This is a genomic window from Aeromonas sp. Y318-1, assembly GCF_027706125.1.
Taxonomy (GTDB): domain Bacteria; phylum Pseudomonadota; class Gammaproteobacteria; order Enterobacterales; family Aeromonadaceae; genus Aeromonas; species Aeromonas hydrophila.
The window spans coordinates 15,457-40,089 of record NZ_JAPDCM010000013.1 but is presented as its reverse complement, the minus strand read 5'-3'; the positions used below and the strand labels follow the sequence as shown (position 1 = coordinate 40,089).

Sequence of the window (24,633 nt, the reverse complement as noted above, 5' to 3'; positions counted from 1 at the left end):
GACATGGCTCGGGTGGCGGTCCATCAGGCAATGTGACCCTCTTCTGCATCTGCCTTGGTCAAGCATTGGAATAGTGATCCCGCAGGCCGAGCCAGCGCCGTATCAAGGGTTCGACATGGCTCGGGTGGCGGTCCATCAGGAAGCGCGCCATCTTCTGCACCTGCGGGATGAGCGATTGGTCGCGTACCAGATCGGCGATCTTGAGGTCAGCCAGGCCGGTCTGGCGGGTGCCGAGCAGCTCGCCCGGGCCGCGCAGCTCCAGATCCCGCTGGGCGATGAGGAAGCCGTCGTTGGTCTCCCGCAGCACCCCGAGCCGGCTCTGGGCCGTCTTGGACAAGGGGGCATGATAGAGCAGCACGCAGTGGGAGGCCACCGAGCCACGCCCGACCCGGCCGCGCAGCTGGTGCAGCTGCGCCAGCCCCAGTCGCTCCGGGTTTTCGATGATCATCAGGCTGGCGTTGGGCACGTCCACCCCCACCTCGATGACGGTGGTGGCGACCAGCAGTTGCAGTATGCCCGCCTTGAACTCCTCCATCACCCGCTGTTTCTCGACCGGCCGCATCCGGCCGTGCACCAGCCCGATGTGCAGGCCGGGCAGCAGGTTCTGCAGCTCGGTGGCGGTGTCCTCGGCGGCCTGGCACTCCAGCACCTCCGACTCCTCGATCAGGGTGCAGACCCAGTAGGCCTGCTTGCCCTCCTCACAGGCCAGTCTGACCCGTTCGATCACGTCCTGGCGGCGGCTGTCCGGCAGCGCCACCGTGGTGATAGGGGTGCGGCCCGGTGGCAGCTCGTCGATGATGGAAGTATCGAGGTCGGCATAGGCGGTCATCGCCAGAGTACGGGGGATGGGAGTGGCGGTCATGATCAGCTGATGGGGATGCACCCCTTCCCGCTCCCCTTTTTCCCGCAGGGCGAGCCGCTGATGCACGCCGAATCTGTGCTGTTCATCGATGATGACCAGGGCGAGGCGCTGGAACACCACCTGCTCCTGGAAGATGGCGTGGGTACCCACCACCATCTTGACGCTGCCATCGGCGATGGCGGCCAGCGCTTCTTCTCGTGCCTTGCCCTTCTGCTTGCCCGCCAGCCAGCCGACCCCGATGCCGAGCGGTTCCAGCCACTTGGCGAAGTTGATGGCGTGCTGTTCGGCCAGCAGCTCGGTCGGCGCCATCAGCCCCACCTGGCAGCCGTTGCCGATGGCCTGCAGGGCGGCCAGCGCCGCGACCAGCGTCTTGCCTGAGCCCACGTCCCCCTGCACCAGCCGCATCATGGGGTGGCTCTGCTGCAGATCCCGGCCGATCTCCGCCACCACCCGGTTCTGGGCGCCGGTGGGGGTGAACGGCAGGGCGCCGAGCAGCTGTTCGACCAGCGCCGGGGCCGGCTTGAGGGCGCGGGCCAGTTGGGTTTGTGCCTGGGCCCGTACCTTCAAGACAGAGAGGTTGTGGGCCAGCAGCTCCTCCAGCACCAGCCGCTGCTGGGCCGGGTGCTGGCCGCTCTCGAGCAGGGCCAGCGCCACCGAGGGGGGCGGACGGTGCAGCAGCTTCAGGGCCGCGGCCAGATCGATCTGCTGGGGATAGAGGCCGGCGGGCAGCAGCTCCTCTACCCCGTAGAGGTCGAGCTGGGCCAGCGCCTGATCGGTGAGGCTGCGCAGGGTGAGCTGGCGCAGCCCTTCGGTGGTCGGGTAGACGGGGGTGAGCGCCTCTTCGGTCTGGCCGGCCTGCTCCTCGCCGAGCAGCTTGTACTCGGGGTGGGCCATCTCCAGCCCGTACTTGCCGGGGCGCACCTCGCCGAAGCAGCGCATCAGCCGGCCCGGGCTCAGGCTGTTCTTCTGGGCGGCGGTGAAGTTGAAGAAGCGCAGGGTGAGGGTGCCGGTGCCGTCGCTGATGCGGCAGACCAGCATGCGGCGGCGCCCCATCACCAGCTGAGTGTCCTGGATCTCCCCTTCGACGGCGCCGTGCAGGCCGGGCGGCAGATCGCCGATGGGCCACACCTGGGTGCGGTCCTCGTAGCGCAGGGGGAGGTGGAACAGCAGATCCTGCACCGTGGCCAGCCCCAGCCGCTCGAGCTTTTCCTGCATCTTGCTGCCGACGCCCTTGAGGCTGTCGAGGGAGATTTTATCCAATTTCATCAATTAGATGCCCGAAAACACTGTAAATATGTCCAGATGATAGGGTTTATTGCTGTCTCGACGCAAGCCGCGTCGTACGGTTGGGGCTCGGCTGGTGGGGAGCGGAGCCCCCAATGACAAGGGCCTGCCGATGTGCGGCAGGCCCTTGTGAGGATCCCTGAGGGTGCGATGCGTCCCGGTCAGATGATGCGCTTGAGCAGGATGTGGGCTTTGACCCTGTGGATCCGGGCCAGCAGCTTGCGTACCTGATCCGGGTAGTCCTGGATCTGCTCGATCTGATCGAAGTGGCTGATGCGCTTGGTGTTGGCCAGGATGTTCTCGCGCTCGGCGTTGAACTGGGGCCGCAGCAGGTGACGGCGATCGTAGACCAGCAGACCGTTCTCCAGATCCAGCGCCCAGGCGCGGGGATTGAGGTTGTTGCCGGTGAGCAGGGCCCACTCGTCATCCACGAAGATCCCCTTGAGGTGGTAGGAGTTGCGCTCGCAGCACCAGAGCATCAGGTTGAGACGGCCGGCATCGATGTGATGCTGGTTGCGCTCGGCGAACTTGCGCAGGTTGGTCTCGTACAGATAGGGCAGACCGCCGATGGTGGAGAATTTCTCCTCCGGCGGAATGAAGAAGTCGTTGGCGGTCTTGTCGCCCACCACGATCGTCACCTTGCAGCCGCGCTTGAGCAGGGCCTCGATATCCTTGTTCAACTCCTTGGGCGGGTTGAAGTAGGGGGTGCAGATGAAGATCTCCCGCTCGGTGGCCCGCACCAGGGTACGGATCATCTTGTTGAGCTGGTTGCCACGCTTGCCCAGGCCGCTCATCGGGGTGATGGCCACCTCCTGGCTGTTGACCGGCATGGTGTCGAAGCGGTACTGACCGAGGCGCAGGTTGTGCTTGAAGCGGCGGATCGGCCCCTTCAGCTGCTTGGCGCTGGGGATGTCGGTGCGATCCAGCCGCTGCACCGCCTCGCTGCGCAGGAACAGGTCATCCACGTAGTTGACCATGCTGCGGGTCAGCTCCGGGCTGGTGATCTGGTGATAGCGGTCGAAACGGTAGCGATCCTGCTGGTGCAGGTAGATGTCGTTGAGACTGGCACCGGAGTAGAGCAGGGTGTCATCGAAGATGAAGCCCTTGAGGTGCAGCACCCCGAGCAGTTCACGCCCCTTCACCGGCACGCCGTAGATGGCGATCTGGTGCTCGTGGCGAGCGGCCATCTCCTGATACATCAGGTGGTTGCCGCCTTGCTTGCCCTTGCCGATCAGGCCGCGCTGGGCACGGTGGAAGTCGACGAACACCTTGACGTCGAGGGCCGGGTTGCGCTGCTTGGCGGCGTAGAGGGCGGAGAGGATCTCCCGTCCCGCCTCGTCATCCTGCAGATAGAGAGCCACCAGATAGATACGCTGACGCGCGCTGGCGATGAGCGAGAGGATCCGGCTCTTGAAGTCCTTGGCGCTGTTGAGCACTTCAAACTGGTCTGCGGCGACGGCGATCTGGGGCAGGCGCGCCAGCAGCTGTCGATAATGTGCCGATGAATGCATAGAGAAACCTGAAATCACTGCGTTAAGCGTTCCACTCGGAGCGATGGATAGGCGATTCTAGCAATCTCGCCCTGTTAGCCAAAGAAAGAATCGTCATAAAGATGAAAAAGGCCTCACATTGGAGGCCTTTTTCCGCACGGTTGCGATCAGAGGAAGCTGTAGATGATCATCGCCATCACGCCGCCGGTGGTGCCGATGATGGTCTCCATCACGGTCCAGGTCTGCAGGGTCTGCTTCTCGGTGAGGCCGAGGTAGCGGTTGGCCAGCCAGAAACCGGAGTCATTGACGTGGGAGAGCACGATGGCCCCGCCGCCGATGGCGATGGTGACCGCCGCCAGCTGGGCGCCGTTCAGGCCGAGCGGTTCCAGCATCGGCAGCACCAGACCGCAGGCGGTCAGCATGGCGACGGTGGCGGAACCCTGAATGACCCGCACCGCGGCCGCCAGAATGAAGGCCAGCGCGACGATGGGCAGGCCGGAGTCCGCCAGCATGTTGCCAAGGGCGGCACCCACGCCGGAATCCACCAGGATCTGCTTGAACACGCCACCGGCACCGGTCACCAGGATGATGACGCCGGCCGGCTGGATGGCGCTGTTGCAGACGTTCATCACTTCGTCACGGGACATGCCGCGACGGATCCCCAGCAGGTAGAAGGCGGCCAGACAGGCGACCATGATGGCGGTGAAGGGGTGGCCGATGAACTCCAGCCCGCCGTGCAGGGGCGTGCCGGCCTCGACGAAGCGGCCAACGATGGTCTTGAGACCGATCAGCAGCAGCGGCAGACCTATCAGGCCCATGGCCAGCCCGAAGGAGGGCAGGTTCTGGCCGTCGTCGTGGGCGCTGCTCTGGGCGTCGGCCGGCAGCGGCACGTCCACCACCTTGCTGATCAGCTCGCCAAACAGCGGGCCGGCCAGGATCAGGGCCGGAACGGCGGCGATCAGGCCGAACAGGATCATGTAGCCGAAGTCGGCACCCAGCTGGGACGCCACCAGGATCGGGCCCGGCGCCGGGATCAGGAAGGCCTGGCAGGTGGCGATGCCCGCCAGCAGGGCGATGCCGATCTTCACCACGCTGCCGCCGCCACGGCGGACGATGGCGAAGGCGACGCCGATCAGCAGTACCACGGCCACGTCGAAGAACAGTGGCAGTGCGCAGACGAAGCCGGTCAGCGCCATGGCCCAGTTGGCGCGCTTGACGCCGAACTTGCCGAGCAGGGTGTGGGCCACCCGGTCGAGGGCGCCGGTGACTTCCATCACCTTGCCGAACATGGCGCCCAGTGCCACCACCACGGCGACGAAACCGAGGGTGCCGCCCATCCCCTTCTGGATGGTGGCGGCGATGTCGGCCGGGTTCATGCCGGCGGCGAGCCCCGCCACCATGGAGACCAGGATGAGGGAGACGACCGCGTGCAGGCGGGCCTTCATCACCAGAAAGAGCAGCAGCACGATGGAGCCGGCGGCCGTCATGATCAGGGAGAGGTCAGACATTGTTGTGCATTCCTTGTTCCAAGTTCAGTGTCGACACCCTGCCGATCCGTCGGCAGACCATATCTTTATGATTTATTTAGATTTATGGCCAGGGCTCAAACTCGATTGCCCAGGTGACTATGAGTGCGCTCAGTCTGTGGCAGACTTCACAATTCTTGTTGTTACCGGTAACATGTTACCGGTAACGTGCTAAGTTAGAACCCATCGGCAGCACGTTTTTTGAAAAATGAGATAGAGGTCAAACAATGGCGGGTAAGAGCATTATCGTGATGGGTGTATGTGGTAGCGGCAAGTCCTGCGTGGGCCTCAAGGTGGCTAGCGTGCTGGGCGCCAAGTTCATCGACGGTGATGATCTGCACCCCAGGGCCAATATCCAGAAGATGGCCGGTGGCAACCCGCTCAACGACGAGGATCGCGCCCCCTGGCTGGAGCGGATCCGCGACGCGGCCTACAGCCTGGAGCAGAAGAACGAGGTGGGCGTCATCGTCTGCTCGGCCCTCAAGAAGCAGTACCGCGACCAGATCCGTGAAGGCAACGAGTCGGTCAGCTTCCTCTTCCTCGACGGCAGCCAGCCGCTGATCCTCGAGCGGATGCGGGCCCGCAAGGGCCACTTCATGCGCGAAAGCATGGTACAAAGTCAGTTCGATACCCTGGAGCGCCCGGACGGCGAAGCCGGTGTATTCCACATCGATATCGACGGCACCTTCGAACAGGTGGTTGATCGCGCCGTCACAGCATTGGAGCAAGCCCAATGATCCATAAGGTCATTTCCAGCGTCACCGCCCGCATTCGCGAGCGCAGTGCCGTCCGTCGCCAGGCCTTCCTGGCCCGCATCCAGCGTCAGGCCGATCAGGGCAAGACCCGCGCCGCGCTGGCCTGCGGCAACCTGGCCCATGCCGTGGCCGCTTCCAGCTGTGACGAGAAGGGGCGCATCCTTGACATGACCCGTGCCAACGTCGGCATCGTCACCGCCTACAACGACATGCTGAGCGCCCATCAGCCCTATCAGGGCTATCCGGACATCATCAAGGCCGCGCTGGCCGAGCTGGGCCACAGCGCCCAGGTGGCTGGCGGTGTGCCCGCCATGTGCGACGGCGTGACCCAGGGGCAGCCGGGGATGGACATGTCCCTGTTCTCCCGCGATCTGATCGCCCAGGCGACCGCGCTGTCGCTCTCCCACAACACCTTCGATGCCACCCTGCTGCTCGGCATCTGCGACAAGATAGCGCCGGGCCAGATCATGGGGGCGCTCTCCCACGCCCACCTGCCCACCGCCTTCGTGCCGGCCGGCCCGATGGCGAGCGGCATCAGCAACGACGAGAAGGTGAAGGTGCGCCAGCAGTACGCCGCCGGCGAAGTGGGCCGTGACGCCCTGCTGCAGATGGAGTGCGGCGCCTACCACGCGGCGGGCACCTGCACCTTCTACGGCACCGCCAACACCAACCAGCTGGTGTTCGAGGCCATGGGTCTGATGCTGCCCGGCTCCGCCTTCGTCCACCCGCACAGCGAGCTGCGCCGCGCCCTCACCGAGGAGGCGGCCCGCCGCATCAGCGCAATGATCCCGGGTTCCCCGGCCTATCGCCCCCTGAGTGCGGTGATCGACGAGCGCTCGCTGGTCAACGGACTGGTGGCCCTGCTCGCCTCCGGCGGCAGCACCAACCACAGCATCCACATGGTGGCGCTGGCCCGCGCCGCCGGCCTGCACCTGACCTGGGATGACATCAGCGATCTCTCCGACGTGGTGCCGCTGTTGGTGCGCATGTACCCGAACGGCCCGGCCGACGTCAACGCCTTCGAACAGGCGGGCGGTGTGCCCGGCCTGATGCGCCGGCTGGCGCAAGAAGGGCTGATCCACATGGATGCCACTCCGGTGTTTGGCGAGATGCAGGATTACCTCAGCCGTCCGGCACTGGTGGATGGCCAGCTGGTATGGCAGCCGGTGGGCGAGAGCGGTGATGCGAGCGTGTTGTCGCCTTCCGGTAGCTGGTTCCAGGCCACCGGCGGCACCAAGCTGCTGGCGGGCAATCTGGGCCGCGCCGTGGTCAAGGTTTCCGCCGTGGCCCTCGAGTATCGCGTCATCGAGGCGCCGGCGCGGGTCTTCTCCTCCCAGCATGCGGTGGAGGCGGCCTACAAGGCGGGCGATCTCAATCAGGATGCCGTCATCGTGGTGCGCCACAATGGCCCGGCCGCCAACGGCATGCCGGAGCTGCACAAGCTGATGCCGGTGCTCGGCAACCTGCAAAAGGCGGGTTACAAGGTGGCGCTGGTCACCGATGGCCGTCTCTCCGGCGCCTCCGGCAAGATCCCGGCCGCCATCCACGTCACCCCGGAAGCGCTGCACGGCGGGGCCATCGGCCTGCTTGCCGATGGCGACCTGCTGCGGGTGGACGCAGTAAACGGCAGTCTCGACTGCCTGACCGATTTGAGTGGCCGTACCCAGGCCGAGATCGACCTCACTCTGGAACAAGAGGGGTGGGGTCGTGAACTGTTCAGCGTGATGCGTCGCGCGGTATCGAGCGCCGAGTGCGGCGCCACCATCTTTGATTAAGAGCTGACTAAGGAAGAGCTATGCAGAACTGGAAAGTGACCCCGGCCGAGGTGTTTGCCGCCTCCCCGCTGGTACCCGTGATGGTCATCAATGAGCTGGATCAGGCCCTGCCGATGGCCAAGGCGCTGCTGGACGGCGGCATCTCGGTGTTCGAGATCACCCTGCGCACCCCGGTGGCGCTGGAGGCCATCGCCCTCATCGCCAAGGCGATGCCGGACGCCATGGTCGGTGCCGGTACCGTGCTCAACTGCGCGCAGTTTGACGCTGCCGTGGCCGCCGGTGCCCGCTTCGTCATCTCCCCGGGGATGACCCCGGCCCTGCTGGCCCACGCGGCCAACAGCACGGCGCCGCTGATCCCGGGCGTGGCCACCCCGTCCGAGGTGATGCAGGCGCTGGAAGCGGGCTATGACCATCTGAAGTTCTTCCCGGCCGAAGCGAACGGCGGCACCAAGGCGCTCTCCGCCATTGCCGCGCCACTGCCCCAGGTGAAGTTCTGCCCCACCGGCGGCATCGGCCCGAAAAACGTGGCCGACTACCTGGCGCTGAAATGTGTGGCCACCGTCGGCGGCTCCTGGATGCTGCCGGCCGAGGCCGTCAAGAACGGTAACTGGGAAGAGGTAACCCGACTCTCCCGCGAAGCCGTCGCCCTGGTCGCATCCTGATTTGACGCCGGCGTGAGCCGGACCTTCCGTTTGCCAAGCAAGCAGGCCACCCTAGAGTGGCCTGCTCTGTTTTAGCTGCATGGTGGGGATCTGGGCCTCAGCCCAGGCTGTCTCCTTCGTACAGGGAGAAGCCCATGTCGAGCCGGGTGTCGGCCAGCGGCTGGCCGTTGAGGCGGGCCAGCAGCATGGTGGCGGCCGCACGGCCGATCTCCTTGCGCGGCGTGACGATACTGGCCAGCTTGGGGGTCATGGCGTGGCCGATGTCGAGGGCGTTGCTGCCGGCGATGGCGATCTGCTGGGGCACGGGTATCCACTTGGCCTGACACTGCAGCAGGGCGCCCACCGCCAGGTCATCGTTGGTGCAGAACAGGCCGTCCAGATCGGGATAACGCACCAGCGCCTGCTCCAGCAGCTGGCCGCCGAGGGTGAAGCTGGAGGATTGCTCGGTCAGCAGGTGCTGGCCGTTCAGGCCGAAATCCTGCATCGCCTGGTAGTAGCCTTCCATCCGCAGCTGGGTGCGCACGTCGAGCCGCGCGCCGAGATAGACCAGCTTGCGTCGGCCCCGGCGCAGCATCTCTGTTACCATGGCCCGGGCGGCTGCCCGGTGATCCATGCCGACCACCATGTCGATGGGGCTCTGCGGCAGATCCATGGTCTCCACCACCGGGATGCCGGCGGTGGCAATCATCTTGCGGGTGCGCTCGGTGTGCTGGCTGTCGGAGAGGATCAGCCCATCCACGTGATAGGAGAGCAGGGAGGCGACCTGCTCCTCTTCCCGCTCCGGGCTGTAGCCGTAGTGGGCCAGCAGGGTCTGGTAGCCGGCGGGCCGGGTCACCGATTCGATGCCGTGCACCACGGCGGAGAAGACCTGGTTGGAGAGGGAGGGGATCAGGATGCCGATCGCCTTGCTGGTGGCGTTGGAGAGAATGTCCGGCGCCCGGTTGGGGATGTAGCCGAGCTCCTCCACCGCGGCGGCGATCCGCTCGCGGGTGCCCTCGGCCACGGCCTGTGGGTCGCGCAGGTAGCGGCTGACGGTCATCTTGGTGACCCCGGTCAGGTCGGCTATGTCCTGCAGGGTGGGGCGGCGCTTGCGGGTGTCGTTCATCTCGGGATCCGGCAGAAATGTTACAGGTAACATTACCGTTTTTGTTTAACAAAGTCAGCATATGACGCCATCAACAGGGGGAGTCGCGGGATGATCAAGGACAAGTGCTTCGAGGGCGTGCGCTTCGAGCAGCAAGACCTGGAGGGGGAGCAGTTCCAGGGTTGCCGTTTCATCGGCTGCAACTTCTCCTGGCTCGATCTGGCCGAATGCCGCTTCGTCGACTGCAGCTTCTATGACCGGGAGCGCGAGCTGAGCTGTTTGCTGCAGGGCTGCGACCTGCGCGAGGCGAGTTTTCTGCGTTGCGATCTCACCATGGCCGACTGCAGCCAAAGCCAATGTCTGGGGCTGGAGCTGCGCGACTGTCAGGCGCTGGGGATCAACTTTTCCCGCGCCAGCTTTGCCAACCAGATCACCGTCAAGAGCTACTTCTGCGAGGCGCATCTGACCGGCAACAACTTCAGTTACGCCAATTTCGAAGGGTGCCTGCTGGAGCAATGTGAATTGAGCGGCAATCGCTGGCAGGGGGCCAACCTGTTCGGTGCCTCGCTGGCAGGCTCCGATCTCAGCGGATCCGAGTTTGGCCAAATAGACTGGGCCAGCGTCAACCTGCAGGGTTGTGACCTGCGCCAGTGCGATCTGCCGGGGCTGGATCTGCGGCGGGTCAATCTGGACGGGGTGCAGATCAACGAAGATCAGCAGCAGGCCTTGCTGGAGCAGATCGGGCTGATCGTCTTCCCCTGAGCCGGCAGGAAAAGAGGTAAGTTTTCGTCATCTGCCGTCTTGCCCGCTGCCGGCGGCGCTCAAAAAAGCCTGCATGATGCAGGCTTTTCTGGATGGCAGGTTGGCGGTCGGGTGGCGGTGATCAGCGCTTGGCCAGCCACTTGGTGGGGTTGATCGCCTCGCCCTGATAGCGGATCTCGAAGTAGAGGCCGGGTCTGTCCTGGCCACCGCTGTCGCCGACCAGCGCCACCGGTTCACCCTGTTCCACGTTCTGGCCCACCTGGCGCAGCAGCGACTGGTTGTGACCGTAGAGGCTCATGTAGCCGCGGCCGTGATCGATCACCAGCAGCATGCCGAAGCCGTCGAGCCAGTCGGCGTAGACCACCTGGCCCGGTGCCACCGCCTTGACCTGGGTACCTTCACTGGCGCCGATCAGGGTGCCTTTCCACTTCAATTCGGCGGTGCGTGGCGAGCCGTAGGCGATGAGGATAGGGCCCTGCACCGGCCAGCGCAGGCTGCCGTTGGTCTTGAGCCCGCTGTAATAGCCGGCGCTGCTGATCCCCGAACCCCGCTCGGGTTTGCTGCTGGCCACTTCCTCGGTCGGCTGCTGTTGCTGGGCTGCCTTGTTCTGTTGGGCAGCGAGCCGCTGTTGCTCGGCACGGCGCTGCTCTGCCAGCTTGCGCTGCCGCTCCTGCTCTGCCTTCAGCTTGGCGAGGCGTTCCCGCTCGGCCCGTTCGCGCCGTTCCTGTTCTTCCCGCTGGCGGCGCAGCTCTTCCAGCCGGGCCTTCAAGGTTTTTTCCGCCTTGACCAGCTTGCTCAGCTTCTGTTCGTCATCCTGAACCGATTGCTGCAGCTGGTTGCGCACCTTGGCGCGGCTCTGCTGGCTGGCCAGCAGGCTCTGGTGATGTTGCTGCTGTTCGCTCAGCAGGCTTTGCAGCCGGCTTTCGGTCTCTTTGGTAGCCTGCTGGTTTTTGGCCAGTTTGGTGCGGGTGGCCCGCAGCGCCTCGATGGCTTCGATGCGAGCCTTGTTGAGGTAGTCGTAGTAGTCGAGGGAGCGGCTCAGTTTGGCCGGATCCTGCTGATTGAGCAGCAGTTTGAGGTAATCGTGGTTGCCGGCGGTGAAGGCGCTCTCGGCCTGCTTGGCCAGCAACTGCTTCTGATGGCTGGCTTGCTGTTCCAGATCCAGCTTGTCCTGTTGCAGCCCTACCAGTTTCTGCTGGTTCTCTCTGAGCTGCTGCTTGGTCTGCTCGAGCTTGGCGGCGGCGGCCGAGATGGCCTGCTCATCAGCCTTGAGCTGGGTGTTGAGCTTGGCAAGCTCCTGCTTGCTGAGCTTGATGGTCTGCTGCTGTTCCTTGATCTGGGACTGCATGGCACCGAGCTGCTGGTTGGCAGCCCAGGCCGTAGCCGGCCCGAACGACAGACAAAAAAACAGCGCGCCGGCCAACAGGCCGACGCGACTGGTTTTGGTTGAAATAACTTCGCATCCCCGCATGGGGAAGGATTATTTCAGAATCATCAGGGGCTTGCCAGTCATTTCCGGCGGTACCGGCAGACCCATCAGGGTCAGCATGGTGGGGGCCAGATCGGACAATTTGCCGCCTTCAGCCACCTCGGCCTTGCGACCGAAATAGATGAGCGGAACCGGCAGGTTGGTGTGGGCGGTGTGCGCCTGACCGGTCTCTTCGTCCAGCATCTTCTCGGCGTTGCCGTGGTCGGCAGTGATCAGGCACTCGCCACCCACTTCGGCCAGTGCATCGGTGACGCGACCGATGCAGTGGTCAACGGCTTCACACGCTTTGACGGCGGCGTCGAACACGCCGGTGTGGCCGACCATGTCACCGTTCGGGTAGTTGCAGATGATGACGTCGTACTTGCCGCTCTTGATGGCGCCGACCAGCTTGTCGGTCAGCTCTTCGGAGCTCATCTCCGGCTGCAGGTCGTAGGTGGCCACTTTCGGGCTGGCGACGATTTCACGATCTTCGCCAGTGAAGCAGGCCTCTTCGCCGCCGTTGAAGAAGAAGGTGACGTGGGCGTACTTCTCGGTTTCGGAGATGCGCAGCTGGGTCTTGCCCTGCTTGGCCAGCCATTCACCCAGGGTGTTGACCAGCGCGGTCGGCGGGTAGGCACAGGCGGTTTTGATGTCGGCCGCGTACTCGGTCAGCATCACGAAGTTCAGCGCCGGGGTGGCGGTGCGGGCGAAGCCGGTGAAGTCGCTGTCGACGAAGGCGCGGGTGATCTCGCGGGCACGGTCGGCACGGAAGTTCATGAAGATCAGCGCATCGCCATCCTGCATGGGGGCAGCGGCACCGATGCGGGTGGCTTTGACGAATTCGTCGTTCTCGTCGCGAGCATAGGCGGCGGCCAGGGCTTCGCTGGCGCTGTCGGCGGTGAACTCGCCCTTGCCCTGGGTCATCAGGTCATAGGCTTGCTGTACGCGATCCCAGCGGTTGTCGCGGTCCATCGCGTAGTAACGGCCGATCATAGAGGCGAAGCGACCCTTGCCCAGGCGGGCGAACAGGGCATCGAACTGCTCGATGGAGGACTGGGCGGAGCGCGGCGGCACGTCACGACCATCCAGGAAGGCGTGGAAGTAGATCTGCTCGGCGCCACGCTTGGCGGCCATTTCGATCATGCCCATGATGTGCTCTTCGTGGCTGTGCACGCCACCCGGGGACATCAGGCCCATGATGTGCACGGCCTTGCCCTTGGTCACGGCAGCATCGACCGCCTTGGCCAGCTCGACGTTCTGGAAGAAGTCGCCGTCCTGGATGTCTTTGGAGATGCGGGTCAGTTCCTGATAGACGATGCGACCGGCGCCGATGTTGACGTGGCCCACTTCAGAGTTCCCCATCTGACCATCAGGCAGACCCACGTCCAGGCCGGAGCCGGAGATCAGGGTGCTGGTGTAGTCACGGGCGAGACGGTCGAGGTTGGGAGTCTTGGCGGCAGCGACGGCGTTGTGCTCTTGCTTGGTGCTGTAGCCCCAACCGTCCATGATGACCAGAACCAAAGGTTTCTTAGCTGTTGACATAAGGCTATGTCCTCTCGGATAGGAATGAATTGCGGGAAGTGAAACTAGCGTAATATTACTACATCTGCCGAAATAGTCACCTGATAGCCAAGCCCCGTCCGGCGGGGGCCGCACGCTGTTGCCGAGCTGTTTCTTCTTTGTCGCCGGCTTGTCGCACCACTCGACGAATCCTCCCCCTAGCGGGCCGAATGCCACTTTTTATGCCGCCGCTTTCCACCGTCCCCGTCTGGTGGGAGCCCGCTCCCGCTTTGCCGCCAAGATGGCTGATCTTGGCTGGGTCCCCATGTATACTCGGGCACTTGTCTTGGTCCCTGGATAGTAGAAGATGCAAGAGTATTTGGATTTTGCGGCCCGCAACCCGCTGCTGACCGCAGCCTGGTTCGGCCTGGCAGGCACCCTGGTTTACACCACGGTGCGTGCTCGTTTTTCTCCGGTGAAGTCGGTGAACAACCACACCGCAACCCTGCTGATCAACCGTGAAAACGCCACCGTGGTGGACATTCGCAGTCAGGAAGAGTTTGCCAAGGGCCATCTGGCCGGTGCCCAGCACCTGCCGCTCAGCCAGATCCAGAGCAATAATCTGGGCCCGGTTGAAAAGCATAAAGATGCCCCCATCATAGTGGTGTGCGAGTCGGGGATGACCGCTGGTGGCGCGGGTCGCCAATTGAGCAAAGCCGGCTTCAAGCAGGTGTATGTGCTCAACGGTGGCATGGCCCAGTGGCGTGCAGAGAATCTGCCGGTGACCAAAAAACGCTGATTTAAGGGCCTGCGCCCACCTATTTTCATAAAAAGGAATCAAACAAAATGGCTGAAGAGATCAACAACCAGGAAGTACAACCGGAATTCCACATCCAGCGCGTCTACACCAAGGACGTCTCCTTCGAAGCGCCGAATACCCCGCACATCTTCCAGAAAGAGTGGCAGCCGGACGTCAAGCTGGACATGGACACCAAGACCAACATCCTGGCCGACAGCGTCTATGAAGTGGTGCTGACCCTGACCGTGACCTGCAAGCTGGAAACCGAAACTGCCTTCCTGTGTGAAGTTCAGCAAGCCGGTATCTTCACCATCGGCAACCTGCCGGAGCCGCAACTGGCTCACTGCCTGGCTGCCTTCTGCCCGAACATCCTGTTCCCGTATGCCCGCGAAGCGGTGTCCAACCTGGTGAGCAAGGGTTCCTTCCCGCAGCTGAACCTGGCACCGGTGAACTTCGATGCCCTGTTTGCCCAGCACATGGCGCAGGCACAGGCCCAGCAGGCGACTGCGGAAGCCTGATAATGGCCGACCAGATCGCTATCTCGGTCTTGGGGGCGGGGTCTTATGGCTCCGCCCTTGCCATTTCTCTGGCGCGCAACGGTCATCCGACCCTGCTGTGGGGTCACGACCCTGCTCATGTCGCCGAGCTGGAACAAGACCGCTGCAACAAGGCTTTTCTGCCGGATGTCCCTTTTCCTGCCGATCTGCAGCTGACCGCCGATCTGCAACAGGCGGTACAAGCTGCCCCCGTGCTGCTGCTGGTGGTGCCGAGCCATGTGTTCGGCCAGGTACTGGCCCAGGTCAAACCCTTCCTGCGCCCGGATACCCGTATCGCCTGGGCCACCAAGGGGCTGGAGCCGGACAGCGGCCGCCTGCTGCAAGACGTGGCGCGCGAGGTGCTGGGTGACGAGATGCCGCTGGCGGTCATCTCCGGCCCCACCTTCGCCAAGGAGCTGGCCGCCGGTCTGCCTACCGCCATCTCGGTGGCGTCGACCCACGACGACTTCGCCGACGATCTCTCCCTGCTGCTGCACTGCGGCCGTTCGTTCCGGGTCTATACCAATCCGGACTTCATCGGTCTGCAACTGGGCGGGGCGGTCAAGAACGTCATCGCCATCGGTGCCGGTCTTTCCGACGGGCTGGGTTTTGGCGCCAACGCCAGGACCGCGCTCATCACCCGGGGCTTGGTAGAGATGCAGCGCCTGGGCGCCGCGCTCGGGGCCGACGCCAAGACCTTCATGGGGATGGCGGGGCTCGGGGATCTGGTGCTGACCTGCACCGACAACCAGTCGCGCAACCGTCGCTTCGGGCTGGCCCTCGGGGCCGGCAAGGATGTGAACACTGCCATGGCCGAGATCGGTCAGGTGGTGGAAGGCTATCGCAACACCAAGGAAGTGCATCTGCTGGCGGCCCGCTGTGGCGTCGAGATGCCCATCTGCGAGCAGATCTTCAAGGTGTTGTACGAAGGCAAGAATCCGAAAGAGGCGGCCATCGCCCTGCTGTCGCGAGACAAGAAGGACGAGTGATCCGCCCGCTGCAGAATGCAAAAGGCCCCGCCAGCTGGTGGGGCCTTTTCTTTGCCGCATGTCTTTGCGACAAGGGCAGCAAATCAGTAGTAGGAGTGATCGCCGCGCTGGTGCTCGGTGGCATCCTTGACGCCGTTGAGCTCGCCCGGGAATTTCTCCAGCAGCTGCTTCTCGATCCCCTCTTTCAGGGTGTAGTCGACCATGGAGCAACCGTTGCAACCACCGCCAAATTGCAGGATGGCCAGCTTGTCCTCGGTCAGCTCGACCAGGGTGACCTTGCCGCCGTGACCGGCCAGCATGGGGTTCACCTCGGACATCAACACGTACTCGATACGGTCGATCAGCGGAGCATCGTCGGCCACTTTGCGCATCTTGGCGTTCGGGGCTTTCAGGGTGAGCTGGGAGCCCATCTGATCGGTGACGAAATCGATGGTGGCATCCACCAGGAAGGGGGCGCTCAGGGGATCGACCAGGCAGTCGAAGCCGCTGAAGGGCAGGTGTTGATCTTCCGGATCGACCGCGTCGGGTGGGCAATATGATACGCCGCACTCGGCATTCTGGGTTCCCGGATTGACCACAAACACCCGGATATTGGTGCCATCAGGCTGTTTTTCCAGCAGTTTACGGAAATGGGCCTGGGCGGTGTCGGAAATGCTGATCATCACTATCCTCATAAACCTGAGTGTACGACTAGGGTATTCATGATAACTCTCTTGGCAAGGCTTGGGTAGCATGCCGATGGTTACTTGAGATGCTTGAGGGTGCGACAGACGGCCCACACTTCCACCTTTGTGACTCCGCTCTCATGGAGCAAACGGGTGAGATGGCCGGCGGTCGCGCCCGTGGTGACCACATCATCGAGCAGCGCCACGTGCTGGTAGGCGTGGGGCCTGATCTGGAAGGCGCCGCGCAGATTGCGCCGCCGCTGGCCGGCACTGAGCTTGGTCTGCTGCGAGGTTGCCCTGACCCGGCGCAGCAGGCTGTTGTTGCAAGGAATGCCGGTCAGCTCGCTGAGAGCGAGGGCTATCTCTTCCGCCTGATTGAAGCCGCGCCACCACCGGCGCCACCAGTGCAGCGGCACTGGAATGATGGCCTCTGGCGGATCGCTGAGATCCAGATGGTCTGCCAGCAGTCGGGCTAGCAGCGGGGCCAGCAGGATCTGGCCGGAATACTTCAGCCGGGGGATCAGCATGGGGTAGGGTGGCCGGTAGTCACCGATGACCTGCAGCCGCTCCCATAGCGGCGGCCTGCGCTGGCAACGACCGCAGATCGGCAGGCGCTCTTCATGCAATGCCGGCAAGGGAGCGGCACACAAGCGGCAGGTATGCTCAGCCTGCTGCAGGGCCTGTCGGCACCAGCTGCACAGCAAGGGGTCAACATCGCAAGGCTGCTGACAGAGCAGGCAGTTGCCCTGCCAGTCGGCGTGGCGGCCGAGGATCGGGCTTGCTTTGGCGAGCAACCGCTTTAACATGCTGACCCCAACAGAGTGAACAGGATCTGAGTCTAGATGAGCGTGTCGGTTGAGCGGTTTGGTCAGGGGCCCGATCTGGTGCTGTTGCACGGATGGGGAATGAATGGCGCGGTCTGGCATGGCATTGTGCCGGCCCTGGCGTCTCGCTATCGCGTCCATCTGGTGGATCTGCCCGGCTTTGGCAACAGTCCGCTGGCAGGCGAGGTGAAGTACAGTCTGCCCTGGCTGGCCGAAGAGGTGGCAGCCATCCTGCCGGAGCAGTGCCATTTGCTGGGGTGGTCCCTCGGTGGTCTGGTGGCAAGCCAGTTGGCCTTGAGCCATCCCGAGCGACTGCACTCTCTCATCACGGTGGCCAGCTCCCCCTGTTTCATGGCCCGTGACGAATGGCCGGGGATCGCCTCCAAGGTGCTGGCCGGTTTCAACCAGATGCTGGCGGGGGACTTCAAGCAGACCATAGAGCGCTTCCTGGCGATCCAGGCGATGGGTAGCGAACATGCCAGGGATGACATCCGCCAGTTGCGCCACTGGCTGGCGGAGCGGCCCGCTCCTCAGCTGGCCGCGCTGGAGGCCGGACTCGGTTTGCTGGCTGAGGTCGATCTGCGCGATGAGTTGACACCATTGAGCCTGCCTTGGCTGCGAGTCTACGGTCGGCTGGATTCGCTGGTGCCCAAGGCGTCCATCCCTCTGCTGGACGAGCGTTACCCAAGCAGCCGCAGTGTGGTGCTGGAAAAGGCCTCACATGCACCCTTTATTTCCCATCCACAACAGTTCATTGAAATCATTGAACATTTTGTAGGTTGAAAAATAGCCAATTTGCTTCATTAATCCTCTGGCGTGACGGATAATTAATCCAGTGTCAGAGGAGAGTTGTCATGCGTATAGATTCAGCATTGAACAGCGGTGTGCAAGGCTTTCAGCGTGCGGAGCAGATCGCCGACAAGGCGTCCAGCCAGATCGCCCGGCTCAACACCCCGAGCGGTGACAAGGTTCAGCTGCCCGACGAGCTGGTCAATCTCAAGAGTGCCGAGGTACAGGCCGGCGCCTCTGCCAAAGTGATCCAGACCGCCAGCGACATGATGGGAACCCTGATCGACATCCGGGTGTGACATGAACATCAATGTCAGCCTGCCGACCATCATTCCCAACCAGCTGCAACCGCAGACGGAATCGGCACGCACTGACAATCGTCGCGCGGCACTCATCCCCCAGAGCCGTCAGAGCGAGGCTTTCAACGCCGAGTCCGAAGTCGGCTCCCAGAAAGAGAAGTCCAGAGCCAGCCAGGCCAATCCCAATCAGACTTCCCAGCAGGCGCGAGACGGTGCCCAGACCGGCAACCCGCAGGCGGCGGTCGACAATCGCTTCGTCGAGGCCGCCGGTGAGGACGGTCAGCGCAACAAGCAGCAGGATCCCAAGCAGCAGGAGCAACAGCAGAAGCAGGAGTTGCAGGTCAAGGAGCTGGCCGACAGGGATCAGGAGGTGCGCACTCACGAGCAGGCACACCAGAGCACCGGTGGTCAGTATGCGGGGAGCCCTACCTATGAGTTTGCCATGGGGCCGGATGGCAAGCGTTACGCGACCGGCGGTGGCGTCTCCATCGACATCGGGACTATCCCCGGCGATCCCAGAGCCACCATCGCCAAGATGCAACAGGTGCGGGCCGCCGCACTGGCGCCTGCCGAGCCCTCTGCTCAGGATCTGAGCGTAGCCAGAAGTGCTGCGGCCAAGGAGGCACAGGCCCGCAAGGCACTGCTCTCATCCAACCCTGATACCGCTCTGGCTGCCGACGGCAGCGCCAAGACGGGCGTACTGAATGGCTACATGGAGCAGCGCAACCAGGTCATCGCCCAGCGCTATCAGCAGGCAGTCAAGCCTGCTGCCCAGCAGAACCTGAGCCTGAGTGTCTGAGGTTCCCAGCGTATTTCCGCCCGGTTTTTTCCTCGCGAGTAGGCATTTGCAACTAATCTGAGGGGTAATCCCATCCACGCTCACAGGAGTCGTCATGCACTTTGATGAAGTCAAACCGGAAGATTTTGCCACCTTCTCCCGTGTACCACCGCCGCACCTCCAGATGGAGCAGTTCTTGATGCAGCTCGGCGGGGGCGGTACCGAAGGCACCCATTTCAAGAAGAAGGTGATGCTGGCAGCAGGCTGGAGCCATACCGGCGTGGTTTCCTATGGCAAGTATCCACAAGAGGCCTGCAAGGCATTCAACCGGCTGCGGGAAGTGCTGGCAGCCCATCGGGAGGCTGACGCCATTCTGGCTGCGCTGGCCCAATGAGGCCGAGCAACAGCGACAAAAAAGCCCCTCGCGGGGCTTTTTGCATTCTGGGGACTTATTTCTTCAGCTTCGACAGGGCGGCCGCGAAGGCGTTGCCCATGGCGCCATCGGCCGGGGGACTCTGACGCGGTGCCTGCCTCGGTTTGGCATTGCCGGTGTGGCGCGGCTCGGCCGGTTTGCGGGCTGGCTGGCCGGCTTTTTCATCCAGACGCATGGTCAGACTGATGCGTTTGCGCGGTACGTCGACTTCCAGCACCTTGACCCGGACGATGTCGCCGGCCTTGACTACCTCGCGGGGATCCTTGACGAAGCGATCGGTGAGGGAGCTGATGTGCACCAGGCCGTCCTGATGGACGCCGATGTCGACGAAGGCGCCGAAGTTGGTGACGTTGGTGACCACCCCCTCCAGCACCATCTCGGGTACCAGATCGCTGATTTTCTCCACCCCTTCCTTGAAGGTGGCGGTCTTGAACTCGGGGCGCGGGTCGCGGCCGGGCTTGTCCAGCTCGCCAATGATGTCGGTGACGGTAGGCACCCCGAACTGCTCATCGGTGTAGTCGGTGGGCTTGAGGGTGCGCAGCAGGCTGCTGTTGCCGAGCAGGCTGTCCACGGTCTGCTCCAGCTTGGCGAGGATCCGCTCCACCACAGGGTAGGATTCCGGGTGCACCGCCGAGCCGTCCAGCGGGTTGCTGCCGCCGCGAATGCGCAGGAAGCCGGCGCACTGCTCGAATGCCTTGGGCCCGAGCCGACTCACTTTCAGCAACTGCTGGCGGTGCAGGAAGGCGCCGTTCTCGTCGCGGTAGGCGACGATGTTCTGGGCTAGGGTCTGGGAGAGGCCGGAAACCCGGTTGAGCAGGGCGACCGAGGCGGTATTCACATCCACCCCGACCGCGTTCACGCAATCCTCGACCACCGCGTCGAGGCGGCGGGCCAGCTGGCTCTGGCCGACGTCGTGCTGGTACTGGCCCACACCTATGCTCTTGGGATCGATCTTGACCAGCTCTGCCAGCGGATCCTGCAGCCGGCGAGCGATGGAGACGGCGCCGCGAATGGAGACGTCGAGATCCGGGAATTCCTGGGAGGCGAGCTCGGAGGCGGAGTAGACCGATGCCCCCGCTTCACTGACCACGATTTTCTGCGCCTTGGCGGCCGGGTAGCGCTCGAACAGATCGTTCACCAGGCGGTCGGTTTCCCGGGATGCGGTGCCGTTGCCGATGCTGATGAGCTCGACCTTGTGCTTCTGGCACAGCTCGTTCAGGGTCTTGAGGCTCTGATCCACCTGACGCTTGGGTTCGAACGGATAGATGGTCGCGTGATCGACCAGCTTGCCGGTGGCATCCACCACCGCCACCTTGACCCCGGTGCGGATACCGGGATCCAGCCCCATGGTGCAGCGCATGCCGGCCGGTGCCGCCATCAGCAGATCCTTGAGGTTCATGGCGAACACCTTGATCGCCTCCTCCTCCGCTGACTCGCGGATATGGCCGATCAGCTCGGTCTCCATCTGCAGGGAGAGCTTGATCTTCCAGGTCCAGCTCACCACCCCCTGCAGCCACTTGTCGGCCGGGCGGTGTTGCAGGTTGAGTCTGAGGTGATGGGCAATGATCCCTTCGCAGGGGCTGGTACCCTCATCCTCGCCGGTGACCAGCGCCAGGTTGAGGATCCCCTCGTTGCGGCCGCGCAACATGGCCAGCACCCGGTGGGAGGGGGCCTTGTGCAGGGGTTCGTCGTGTTCGAAGTAGTCCTTGAATTTGGCCCCTTCCTGCTCCTTGCCGGCCACCACGCGGGCACGCAGGGTGGCGTTGTGCCACAGGTAGTCCCGCAACTTCTCAAGGAGATCGGCCTGCTCGGCGAAGCGCTCCATCAGGATGTAACGGGCACCGTCGAGGGCGGCCTTGCCGTCGGTGATCCCCTGCTCGACATTGAGGAAGCGAACCGCCTCCTGCTCGGGATCTTTCAGCGGGTCGCTCAGCAGCAGGTCGGCCAGTGGCTCCAATCCCGCCTCGATGGCAATCTGCCCCTTGGTGCGGCGCTTGGGCTTGTAGGGGAGGTAGAGGTCTTCCAGCCGGGTCTTGCTGTCGGCATCGTTCAGCTCGCGGGCCAGCTCGGGGGTCAGTTTGCCCTGCTCTTCAATGGAGCGCAGGATCACCTGGCGGCGATCCGCCAGTTCGCGCAGGTAGCCGAGGCGGCTCTCCAGGGTACGCAACTGGCTGTCGTCCAGACCGCCGGTCACCTCTTTGCGGTAACGGGCGATGAAGGGAACGGTCGCGCCTTCGTCCAGCAGGCGAACGGCTGCCTGCACCTGTTCCGGGCGGGCATTCAGCTCACCGGCGATCTGATGTTCTATTACGTGGCTTTGCATCGAGGGTCTCTTGGTCGGGTCCTGTCTAACTGGCCAACGTGGGGCTATGTCGCCGAACAGGGGGTCTGTCCTGGCGATACTTTAGATACCTGCCAGGCCACTGCCGCGCGGGCCGGTTGGCGCCGCAAGGCGCCGGGTGTGAGCACTATATGGGGTCGGGCAGCGGGATGCCACCCCGGCAAAAACGATGCTTGTCATACCCGGTGGGTGGGCATGCTCCGTCTCTCCTGGCCTCGTCAGCCGATTTGGCAGCCTGAGCCGGCGCTGGCTTATTTGGGATAACTGATCTCATTGATGTACCAGCAGGCGTCACCGACTGGCGTACGCACTATGGCCTCGTCGCCCACCTCTTTCTTGAGCAGGGCGCGGGCCATGGGGGAGTCGATGGAGATGTAATCCTTGCGCTCGAAGATCTCGTCATAGCCGACGATGCGAAAGCGCTTGGTCTCTCCCTCTTCGTTTTCCACCTCGACCCAGGCACCGAAAAAGACCTTGCCCTCCTGGGCGGGGGAGTAGTCGACGATCCCCAGCTCCTCGAGGCACTTGCGCAGGTAACGGACCCGCCGGTCGATCTCCCGCAGCCGTTTCTTGTTGTATTGGTAGTCGGCATTCTCGCTGCGATCACCGAGGCTGGCCGCCCAGGCCACTTTGCGGGTGGTCTCGGGGCGCTCCTCGCGCCAGAGGAAATCGAGCTCCTGTTTGAGCTTGTTGTAGCCTTCACGGGTGATCAGCTTGGTCTTCATCGGTCGTTACCTGTGTCAGTGGGGCTGATGAGCCTCTTATGGCACGGCAGATCTTATCCGTTGTCGCCTTGCTGTCGAGCAAAAACTGGGGCGTCTGAGGGGATGCCTGAGTGGTAAGACGCGGGGTGAAGGGGCGCAAAATCGGCTGAATGGGCAATAACCGGTAACATATTTAGGCTTGGCCGTTACGAGCCCGAGCTCTAGTATTGGCAGCATATATAGAGGAGAGGCAAGCAATGAGTCAGCAATACAAGGTTCTGGTCGTCGACGATGATTTGAAATTACGTTCCCTGCTGGAGCGCTACCTGACCGAACAGGGGTTCGTGGTTCGGGGCGTCGCCAATGGTGAACAGGCCGACCGCCTGCTGACCCGTGAGAACTTCAGCCTGATGGTGCTTGATCTGATGCTGCCGGGGGAAGACGGCCTCTCCATCTGCCGCCGCCTGCGCGAGGCTGGCAACCAGATCCCGGTGCTGATGCTGACCGCCAAGGGGGATGAGGTAGATCGCATCGTCGGGCTCGAGATGGGTGCCGATGATTACCTGCCCAAACCGTTCAATCCCCGTGAGCTGCTGGCCCGGATCCGCGCCGTGCTGCGCCGGCACACCGTCGAGTTGCCGGGTGCCCCCTCTACCGCCGAGAAGGTGGTGAGCTTTGGCAGCTATCAGCTCAACCTGGCGACCCGCGAGCTGAGCCGCGATGGTGATCCGGTTGCGCTGACCAGCGGTGAATTCGCCGTGCTCAAGGTGCTGGTGAGTCATCCGCGCGAGCCTCTCTCCCGTGACAAGCTGATGAACCTGGCCCGCGGTCGTGAATACACCGCCACCGAGCGCAGCATCGACGTGCAGGTCTCCCGTCTGCGTCGCCTGCTGGAGCAGGATCCGGCGCAGCCCCGCTATCTGCAGACCGTCTGGGGTCTGGGCTATGTGTTCGTGCCGGACGGTGACGGCGAATGAAGAAAGTGAGCAGCATGTTCTCCCGTATGCTCTGGTTTTTGGCCGCCGTGCTGGTGGTCTATCAGTTTGTCTCTTATGCCACCTTCTACAACTATCTGCTGGCGCCGACCGTCAAGCAGATCAGTCACCTGCTGGCCAACCAGGTCAAGCTCATCTTCCCGGTCGAGAGCAACCAGCTGGCGTTGAGTGAAGACGCCGAGGCGCTGGTCTATGTGGCGACCGGCAGCGACATCTATACCCAGACCGAGGCGGAGCAGCACGGGCTCAACGAGTCCAAGCCCTACACCTATCTGGAAGAGAGCATCAGCCGCGAGCTGGGGGGCAAGACCAAGGTCAGGGTCGAGATCCAGGATCACTATATCATCTGGATCCAGCCGCCCCAGGCCAACAAGGTGTGGGTGCGCATCCCGCTGACCGAGATCGAGGACGACGACATCGAGCCGCTGATCCTCTACATGAGCGTGCTGCTGGTGGTGACCCTGTTCGCGGCCTGGCGCTTTGCCCGCCAGTTGGTGCGGCCGCTGGAGGATCTGGAGGCGGGGGCCGTGGCGGTGGCGCGCGGCAATTTCCCCGATGCGTTGGGGGAGCAGGGCTCGCGGGAGGTGCGTCGACTGACTCGCACCTTCAATCACATGTCGAGCTCCATCAAGGGCCTGATCGAGGAGCGCAACCTGATGATGGCGGGCGTCTCCCACGATCTGCGTACCCCGCTGACCCGTATCCGGCTGGCGACCGAGATGATGTCCTCCGGCGATGAGTACCTCAAGGAGAGCATCAACGCGGACATTGACGAGTCCAATGGCATCATCGATCAGTTCATTGACTACATTCGGCCGGACGAGGGGCTGGATACCCAGCAGATCGACCTGACCCAGCTGATCCACGACAGCTTGCTGGTGCAAACCGATCAGGGTCTGGAGGTGGAGCTCGAGTTGCCGGCCGAGGCAGTACGGGTGGCCTGCAACCCCATCAGCATCCGCCGTATCCTCAACAACCTGTCGGGCAATTCGCTGCGCTACGGTGCGAGCCGGCTGCAGGCCGAGCTCAAGGATGATGGTCACTGGGTGCGGCTGCGGCTGTCGGATGACGGCCCCGGCATTCCGGAGCAGGATTACTACCGGGTGCTCAAGCCCTTCACCCAGGGCAACGAGGCCCGCACCGGCAGCGGCAGTGGCCTGGGGTTGGCCATCGTCGCCAAGATCGTGTCCCAGCATCACGGCACCATCAGGCTGGGGCGCTCCGAGCTGGGGGGCTTGCTGGTGGAGATCCGGCTGCCCAAGAACCAGCCGCTGGAGTGGATTGATTGAACGAAGGGCGTATCCGTGGATACG

Annotated in this window: 23 protein-coding genes; 13 read left to right on the top strand and 10 right to left on the bottom strand. The window is 63.4% G+C overall.

Features of this window, described 5'->3' with window-relative positions:
• Nucleotides 1-58: 58 nt before the first annotated feature.
• From recG to gntU, 3 genes are all read right to left on the bottom strand, one after another.
• Nucleotides 59-2,128: an ATP-dependent DNA helicase RecG gene (gene recG / locus OKB87_RS18385; RefSeq protein ID WP_180807678.1), complete on the bottom strand. Its 2,070-nt coding sequence runs from the start codon at nt 2,126-2,128 to the stop codon at nt 59-61.
• A 179-nt stretch (nt 2,129-2,307) separates the two neighbouring features.
• Complete coding sequence (gene pssA / locus OKB87_RS18380; protein ID WP_016349097.1) at nt 2,308-3,657, bottom strand: CDP-diacylglycerol--serine O-phosphatidyltransferase; 1,350 nt, start codon at nt 3,655-3,657, stop codon at nt 2,308-2,310.
• Nucleotides 3,658-3,803: 146 nt separating this feature from the next.
• Nucleotides 3,804-5,144, bottom strand: coding sequence for a gluconate transporter (gene gntU, locus OKB87_RS18375; protein WP_270828218.1), 1,341 nt, complete (start codon nt 5,142-5,144; stop codon nt 3,804-3,806).
• Between the two features lie 245 nt (nt 5,145-5,389).
• On the opposite strand from gntU, the gene OKB87_RS18370 reads away from it, so the two are divergent.
• From OKB87_RS18370 to OKB87_RS18360, 3 genes are read left to right on the top strand one after another with little or no spacing between them, the layout of a single operon-like run.
• A complete protein-coding gene (locus OKB87_RS18370; protein WP_270828217.1) occupies nt 5,390-5,899 on the top strand; it encodes a gluconokinase in 510 nt (169 codons plus the stop codon).
• Nucleotides 5,896-7,692 carry a phosphogluconate dehydratase gene (gene edd / locus OKB87_RS18365; RefSeq protein ID WP_270828216.1) on the top strand — a complete coding sequence of 599 codons (1,797 nt, stop codon included), beginning with the start codon at nt 5,896-5,898 and terminating at the stop codon, nt 7,690-7,692. Before OKB87_RS18370 ends, edd begins: the two co-directional genes overlap by 4 nt.
• A 20-nt stretch (nt 7,693-7,712) precedes the next feature.
• Nucleotides 7,713-8,354, top strand: a complete 642-nt coding sequence (locus OKB87_RS18360) for a bifunctional 4-hydroxy-2-oxoglutarate aldolase/2-dehydro-3-deoxy-phosphogluconate aldolase (protein WP_099358883.1) — start codon at nt 7,713-7,715, stop codon at nt 8,352-8,354.
• 97 nt (nt 8,355-8,451) lie between these two features.
• Here the strand turns inward: OKB87_RS18360 and OKB87_RS18355 are convergent, their stop codons facing one another.
• Complete coding sequence (locus tag OKB87_RS18355) at nt 8,452-9,459, bottom strand: substrate-binding domain-containing protein (protein ID WP_103828659.1); 1,008 nt, start codon at nt 9,457-9,459, stop codon at nt 8,452-8,454.
• 90 nt (nt 9,460-9,549) lie between these two features.
• Here OKB87_RS18355 and OKB87_RS18350 point away from each other — a divergent pair, with 90 nt between their 5' ends.
• Nucleotides 9,550-10,200 carry a Qnr family pentapeptide repeat protein gene (locus OKB87_RS18350; RefSeq protein ID WP_024944680.1) on the top strand — a complete coding sequence of 217 codons (651 nt, stop codon included), beginning with the start codon at nt 9,550-9,552 and terminating at the stop codon, nt 10,198-10,200.
• A 121-nt stretch (nt 10,201-10,321) separates the two neighbouring features.
• Here the strand turns inward: OKB87_RS18350 and envC are convergent, their stop codons facing one another.
• Nucleotides 10,322-11,671: a murein hydrolase activator EnvC gene (gene envC, locus OKB87_RS18345; protein WP_041217282.1), complete on the bottom strand. Its 1,350-nt coding sequence runs from the start codon at nt 11,669-11,671 to the stop codon at nt 10,322-10,324.
• A gap of 9 nt (nt 11,672-11,680) precedes the next feature.
• Nucleotides 11,681-13,210, bottom strand: a complete 1,530-nt coding sequence (gene gpmM, locus OKB87_RS18340; protein WP_029305011.1) for a 2,3-bisphosphoglycerate-independent phosphoglycerate mutase — start codon at nt 13,208-13,210, stop codon at nt 11,681-11,683.
• 325 nt (nt 13,211-13,535) lie between these two features.
• Here gpmM and OKB87_RS18335 point away from each other — a divergent pair, with 325 nt between their 5' ends.
• Genes OKB87_RS18335 through gpsA form a run of 3 tightly spaced genes read left to right on the top strand, consistent with a single transcriptional unit; the run spans nt 13,536 to nt 15,492 of the window.
• Nucleotides 13,536-13,967, top strand: a complete 432-nt coding sequence (locus tag OKB87_RS18335) for a rhodanese-like domain-containing protein (RefSeq protein WP_024944683.1) — start codon at nt 13,536-13,538, stop codon at nt 13,965-13,967.
• A gap of 47 nt (nt 13,968-14,014) precedes the next feature.
• Nucleotides 14,015-14,485, top strand: a complete 471-nt coding sequence (gene secB / locus OKB87_RS18330) for a protein-export chaperone SecB (RefSeq protein ID WP_011704300.1) — start codon at nt 14,015-14,017, stop codon at nt 14,483-14,485.
• Nucleotides 14,486-14,487: 2 nt separating this feature from the next.
• Nucleotides 14,488-15,492 carry an NAD(P)H-dependent glycerol-3-phosphate dehydrogenase gene (gene gpsA, locus OKB87_RS18325; RefSeq protein ID WP_011704301.1) on the top strand — a complete coding sequence of 335 codons (1,005 nt, stop codon included), beginning with the start codon at nt 14,488-14,490 and terminating at the stop codon, nt 15,490-15,492.
• A gap of 83 nt (nt 15,493-15,575) precedes the next feature.
• Here the strand turns inward: gpsA and nfuA are convergent, their stop codons facing one another.
• Together nfuA and OKB87_RS18315 are read right to left on the bottom strand one after the other, a co-directional pair.
• Nucleotides 15,576-16,154 carry a Fe-S biogenesis protein NfuA gene (gene nfuA, locus OKB87_RS18320; protein WP_011704302.1) on the bottom strand — a complete coding sequence of 193 codons (579 nt, stop codon included), beginning with the start codon at nt 16,152-16,154 and terminating at the stop codon, nt 15,576-15,578.
• 80 nt (nt 16,155-16,234) lie between these two features.
• On the bottom strand, nt 16,235-16,963 hold the full coding sequence (locus OKB87_RS18315; RefSeq protein ID WP_270828215.1) for a ComF family protein: 729 nt from the start codon (nt 16,961-16,963) through the stop codon (nt 16,235-16,237).
• A gap of 36 nt (nt 16,964-16,999) precedes the next feature.
• Here OKB87_RS18315 and bioH point away from each other — a divergent pair, with 36 nt between their 5' ends.
• The 4 genes from bioH (at nt 17,000) to OKB87_RS18295 (ending at nt 19,241) form a co-directional block, all read left to right on the top strand.
• Entirely contained in the window at nt 17,000-17,764 is a 765-nt protein-coding gene (gene bioH, locus OKB87_RS18310) for a pimeloyl-ACP methyl ester esterase BioH (RefSeq protein ID WP_270828214.1), read from the top strand.
• A gap of 71 nt (nt 17,765-17,835) precedes the next feature.
• Entirely contained in the window at nt 17,836-18,069 is a 234-nt protein-coding gene (locus OKB87_RS18305; protein ID WP_042065963.1) for a flagellar hook protein FlgE, read from the top strand.
• A 1-nt stretch (nt 18,070) separates the two neighbouring features.
• A complete protein-coding gene (locus tag OKB87_RS18300; RefSeq protein ID WP_270828213.1) occupies nt 18,071-18,868 on the top strand; it encodes a putative metalloprotease CJM1_0395 family protein in 798 nt (265 codons plus the stop codon).
• 94 nt (nt 18,869-18,962) lie between these two features.
• Entirely contained in the window at nt 18,963-19,241 is a 279-nt protein-coding gene (locus OKB87_RS18295; protein WP_011704307.1) for a hypothetical protein, read from the top strand.
• A 55-nt stretch (nt 19,242-19,296) separates the two neighbouring features.
• Here OKB87_RS18295 and OKB87_RS18290 read toward each other — a convergent pair whose 3' ends face one another.
• Entirely contained in the window at nt 19,297-21,603 is a 2,307-nt protein-coding gene (locus OKB87_RS18290) for a Tex family protein (protein ID WP_270828212.1), read from the bottom strand.
• Nucleotides 21,604-21,872: 269 nt separating this feature from the next.
• The gene (gene greB / locus OKB87_RS18285; protein WP_011704309.1) at nt 21,873-22,346 is read right to left on the bottom strand and encodes a transcription elongation factor GreB; all 474 of its coding nucleotides are present in this window, start codon (nt 22,344-22,346) and stop codon (nt 21,873-21,875) included.
• A 236-nt stretch (nt 22,347-22,582) separates the two neighbouring features.
• Here greB and ompR point away from each other — a divergent pair, with 236 nt between their 5' ends.
• Nucleotides 22,583-23,302 carry an osmolarity response regulator transcription factor OmpR gene (ompR, locus tag OKB87_RS18280; RefSeq protein WP_005307934.1) on the top strand — a complete coding sequence of 240 codons (720 nt, stop codon included), beginning with the start codon at nt 22,583-22,585 and terminating at the stop codon, nt 23,300-23,302.
• On the top strand, nt 23,299-24,609 hold the full coding sequence (gene envZ / locus OKB87_RS18275; RefSeq protein WP_017410611.1) for a two-component system sensor histidine kinase EnvZ: 1,311 nt from the start codon (nt 23,299-23,301) through the stop codon (nt 24,607-24,609). Before ompR ends, envZ begins: the two co-directional genes overlap by 4 nt.
• Nucleotides 24,610-24,633: the final 24 nt, after the last annotated feature.

Bases quoted from the DNA above. Each gene is read 5' to 3' on its own strand.
- OKB87_RS18335 (WP_024944683.1), top strand. From the start codon at position 13,536: ATGCAAGAGTATTTGGATTTTGCGGCCCGCAACCCGCTGCTGACCGCA.
- nfuA (WP_011704302.1), bottom strand. From the start codon at position 16,154: ATGATCAGCATTTCCGACACCGCCCAGGCCCATTTCCGTAAACTGCTG.
- OKB87_RS18300 (WP_270828213.1), top strand. From the start codon at position 18,071: ATGAACATCAATGTCAGCCTGCCGACCATCATTCCCAACCAGCTGCAA.
- OKB87_RS18355 (WP_103828659.1), bottom strand. From the start codon at position 9,459: ATGAACGACACCCGCAAGCGCCGCCCCACCCTGCAGGACATAGCCGAC.
- OKB87_RS18360 (WP_099358883.1), top strand. From the start codon at position 7,713: ATGCAGAACTGGAAAGTGACCCCGGCCGAGGTGTTTGCCGCCTCCCCG.
- pssA (WP_016349097.1), bottom strand. From the start codon at position 3,657: ATGCATTCATCGGCACATTATCGACAGCTGCTGGCGCGCCTGCCCCAG.
- bioH (WP_270828214.1), top strand. From the start codon at position 17,000: ATGAGCGTGTCGGTTGAGCGGTTTGGTCAGGGGCCCGATCTGGTGCTG.
- OKB87_RS18305 (WP_042065963.1), top strand. From the start codon at position 17,836: ATGCGTATAGATTCAGCATTGAACAGCGGTGTGCAAGGCTTTCAGCGT.
- gpmM (WP_029305011.1), bottom strand. From the start codon at position 13,210: ATGTCAACAGCTAAGAAACCTTTGGTTCTGGTCATCATGGACGGTTGG.
- edd (WP_270828216.1), top strand. From the start codon at position 5,896: ATGATCCATAAGGTCATTTCCAGCGTCACCGCCCGCATTCGCGAGCGC.
- ompR (WP_005307934.1), top strand. From the start codon at position 22,583: ATGAGTCAGCAATACAAGGTTCTGGTCGTCGACGATGATTTGAAATTA.
- secB (WP_011704300.1), top strand. From the start codon at position 14,015: ATGGCTGAAGAGATCAACAACCAGGAAGTACAACCGGAATTCCACATC.
- envC (WP_041217282.1), bottom strand. From the start codon at position 11,671: ATGCGGGGATGCGAAGTTATTTCAACCAAAACCAGTCGCGTCGGCCTG.
- OKB87_RS18350 (WP_024944680.1), top strand. From the start codon at position 9,550: ATGATCAAGGACAAGTGCTTCGAGGGCGTGCGCTTCGAGCAGCAAGAC.
- gntU (WP_270828218.1), bottom strand. From the start codon at position 5,144: ATGTCTGACCTCTCCCTGATCATGACGGCCGCCGGCTCCATCGTGCTG.
- gpsA (WP_011704301.1), top strand. From the start codon at position 14,488: ATGGCCGACCAGATCGCTATCTCGGTCTTGGGGGCGGGGTCTTATGGC.
- OKB87_RS18290 (WP_270828212.1), bottom strand. From the start codon at position 21,603: ATGCAAAGCCACGTAATAGAACATCAGATCGCCGGTGAGCTGAATGCC.
- OKB87_RS18370 (WP_270828217.1), top strand. From the start codon at position 5,390: ATGGCGGGTAAGAGCATTATCGTGATGGGTGTATGTGGTAGCGGCAAG.
- greB (WP_011704309.1), bottom strand. From the start codon at position 22,346: ATGAAGACCAAGCTGATCACCCGTGAAGGCTACAACAAGCTCAAACAG.
- envZ (WP_017410611.1), top strand. From the start codon at position 23,299: ATGAAGAAAGTGAGCAGCATGTTCTCCCGTATGCTCTGGTTTTTGGCC.
- recG (WP_180807678.1), bottom strand. From the start codon at position 2,128: ATGAAATTGGATAAAATCTCCCTCGACAGCCTCAAGGGCGTCGGCAGC.
- OKB87_RS18295 (WP_011704307.1), top strand. From the start codon at position 18,963: ATGCACTTTGATGAAGTCAAACCGGAAGATTTTGCCACCTTCTCCCGT.
- OKB87_RS18315 (WP_270828215.1), bottom strand. From the start codon at position 16,963: ATGTTAAAGCGGTTGCTCGCCAAAGCAAGCCCGATCCTCGGCCGCCAC.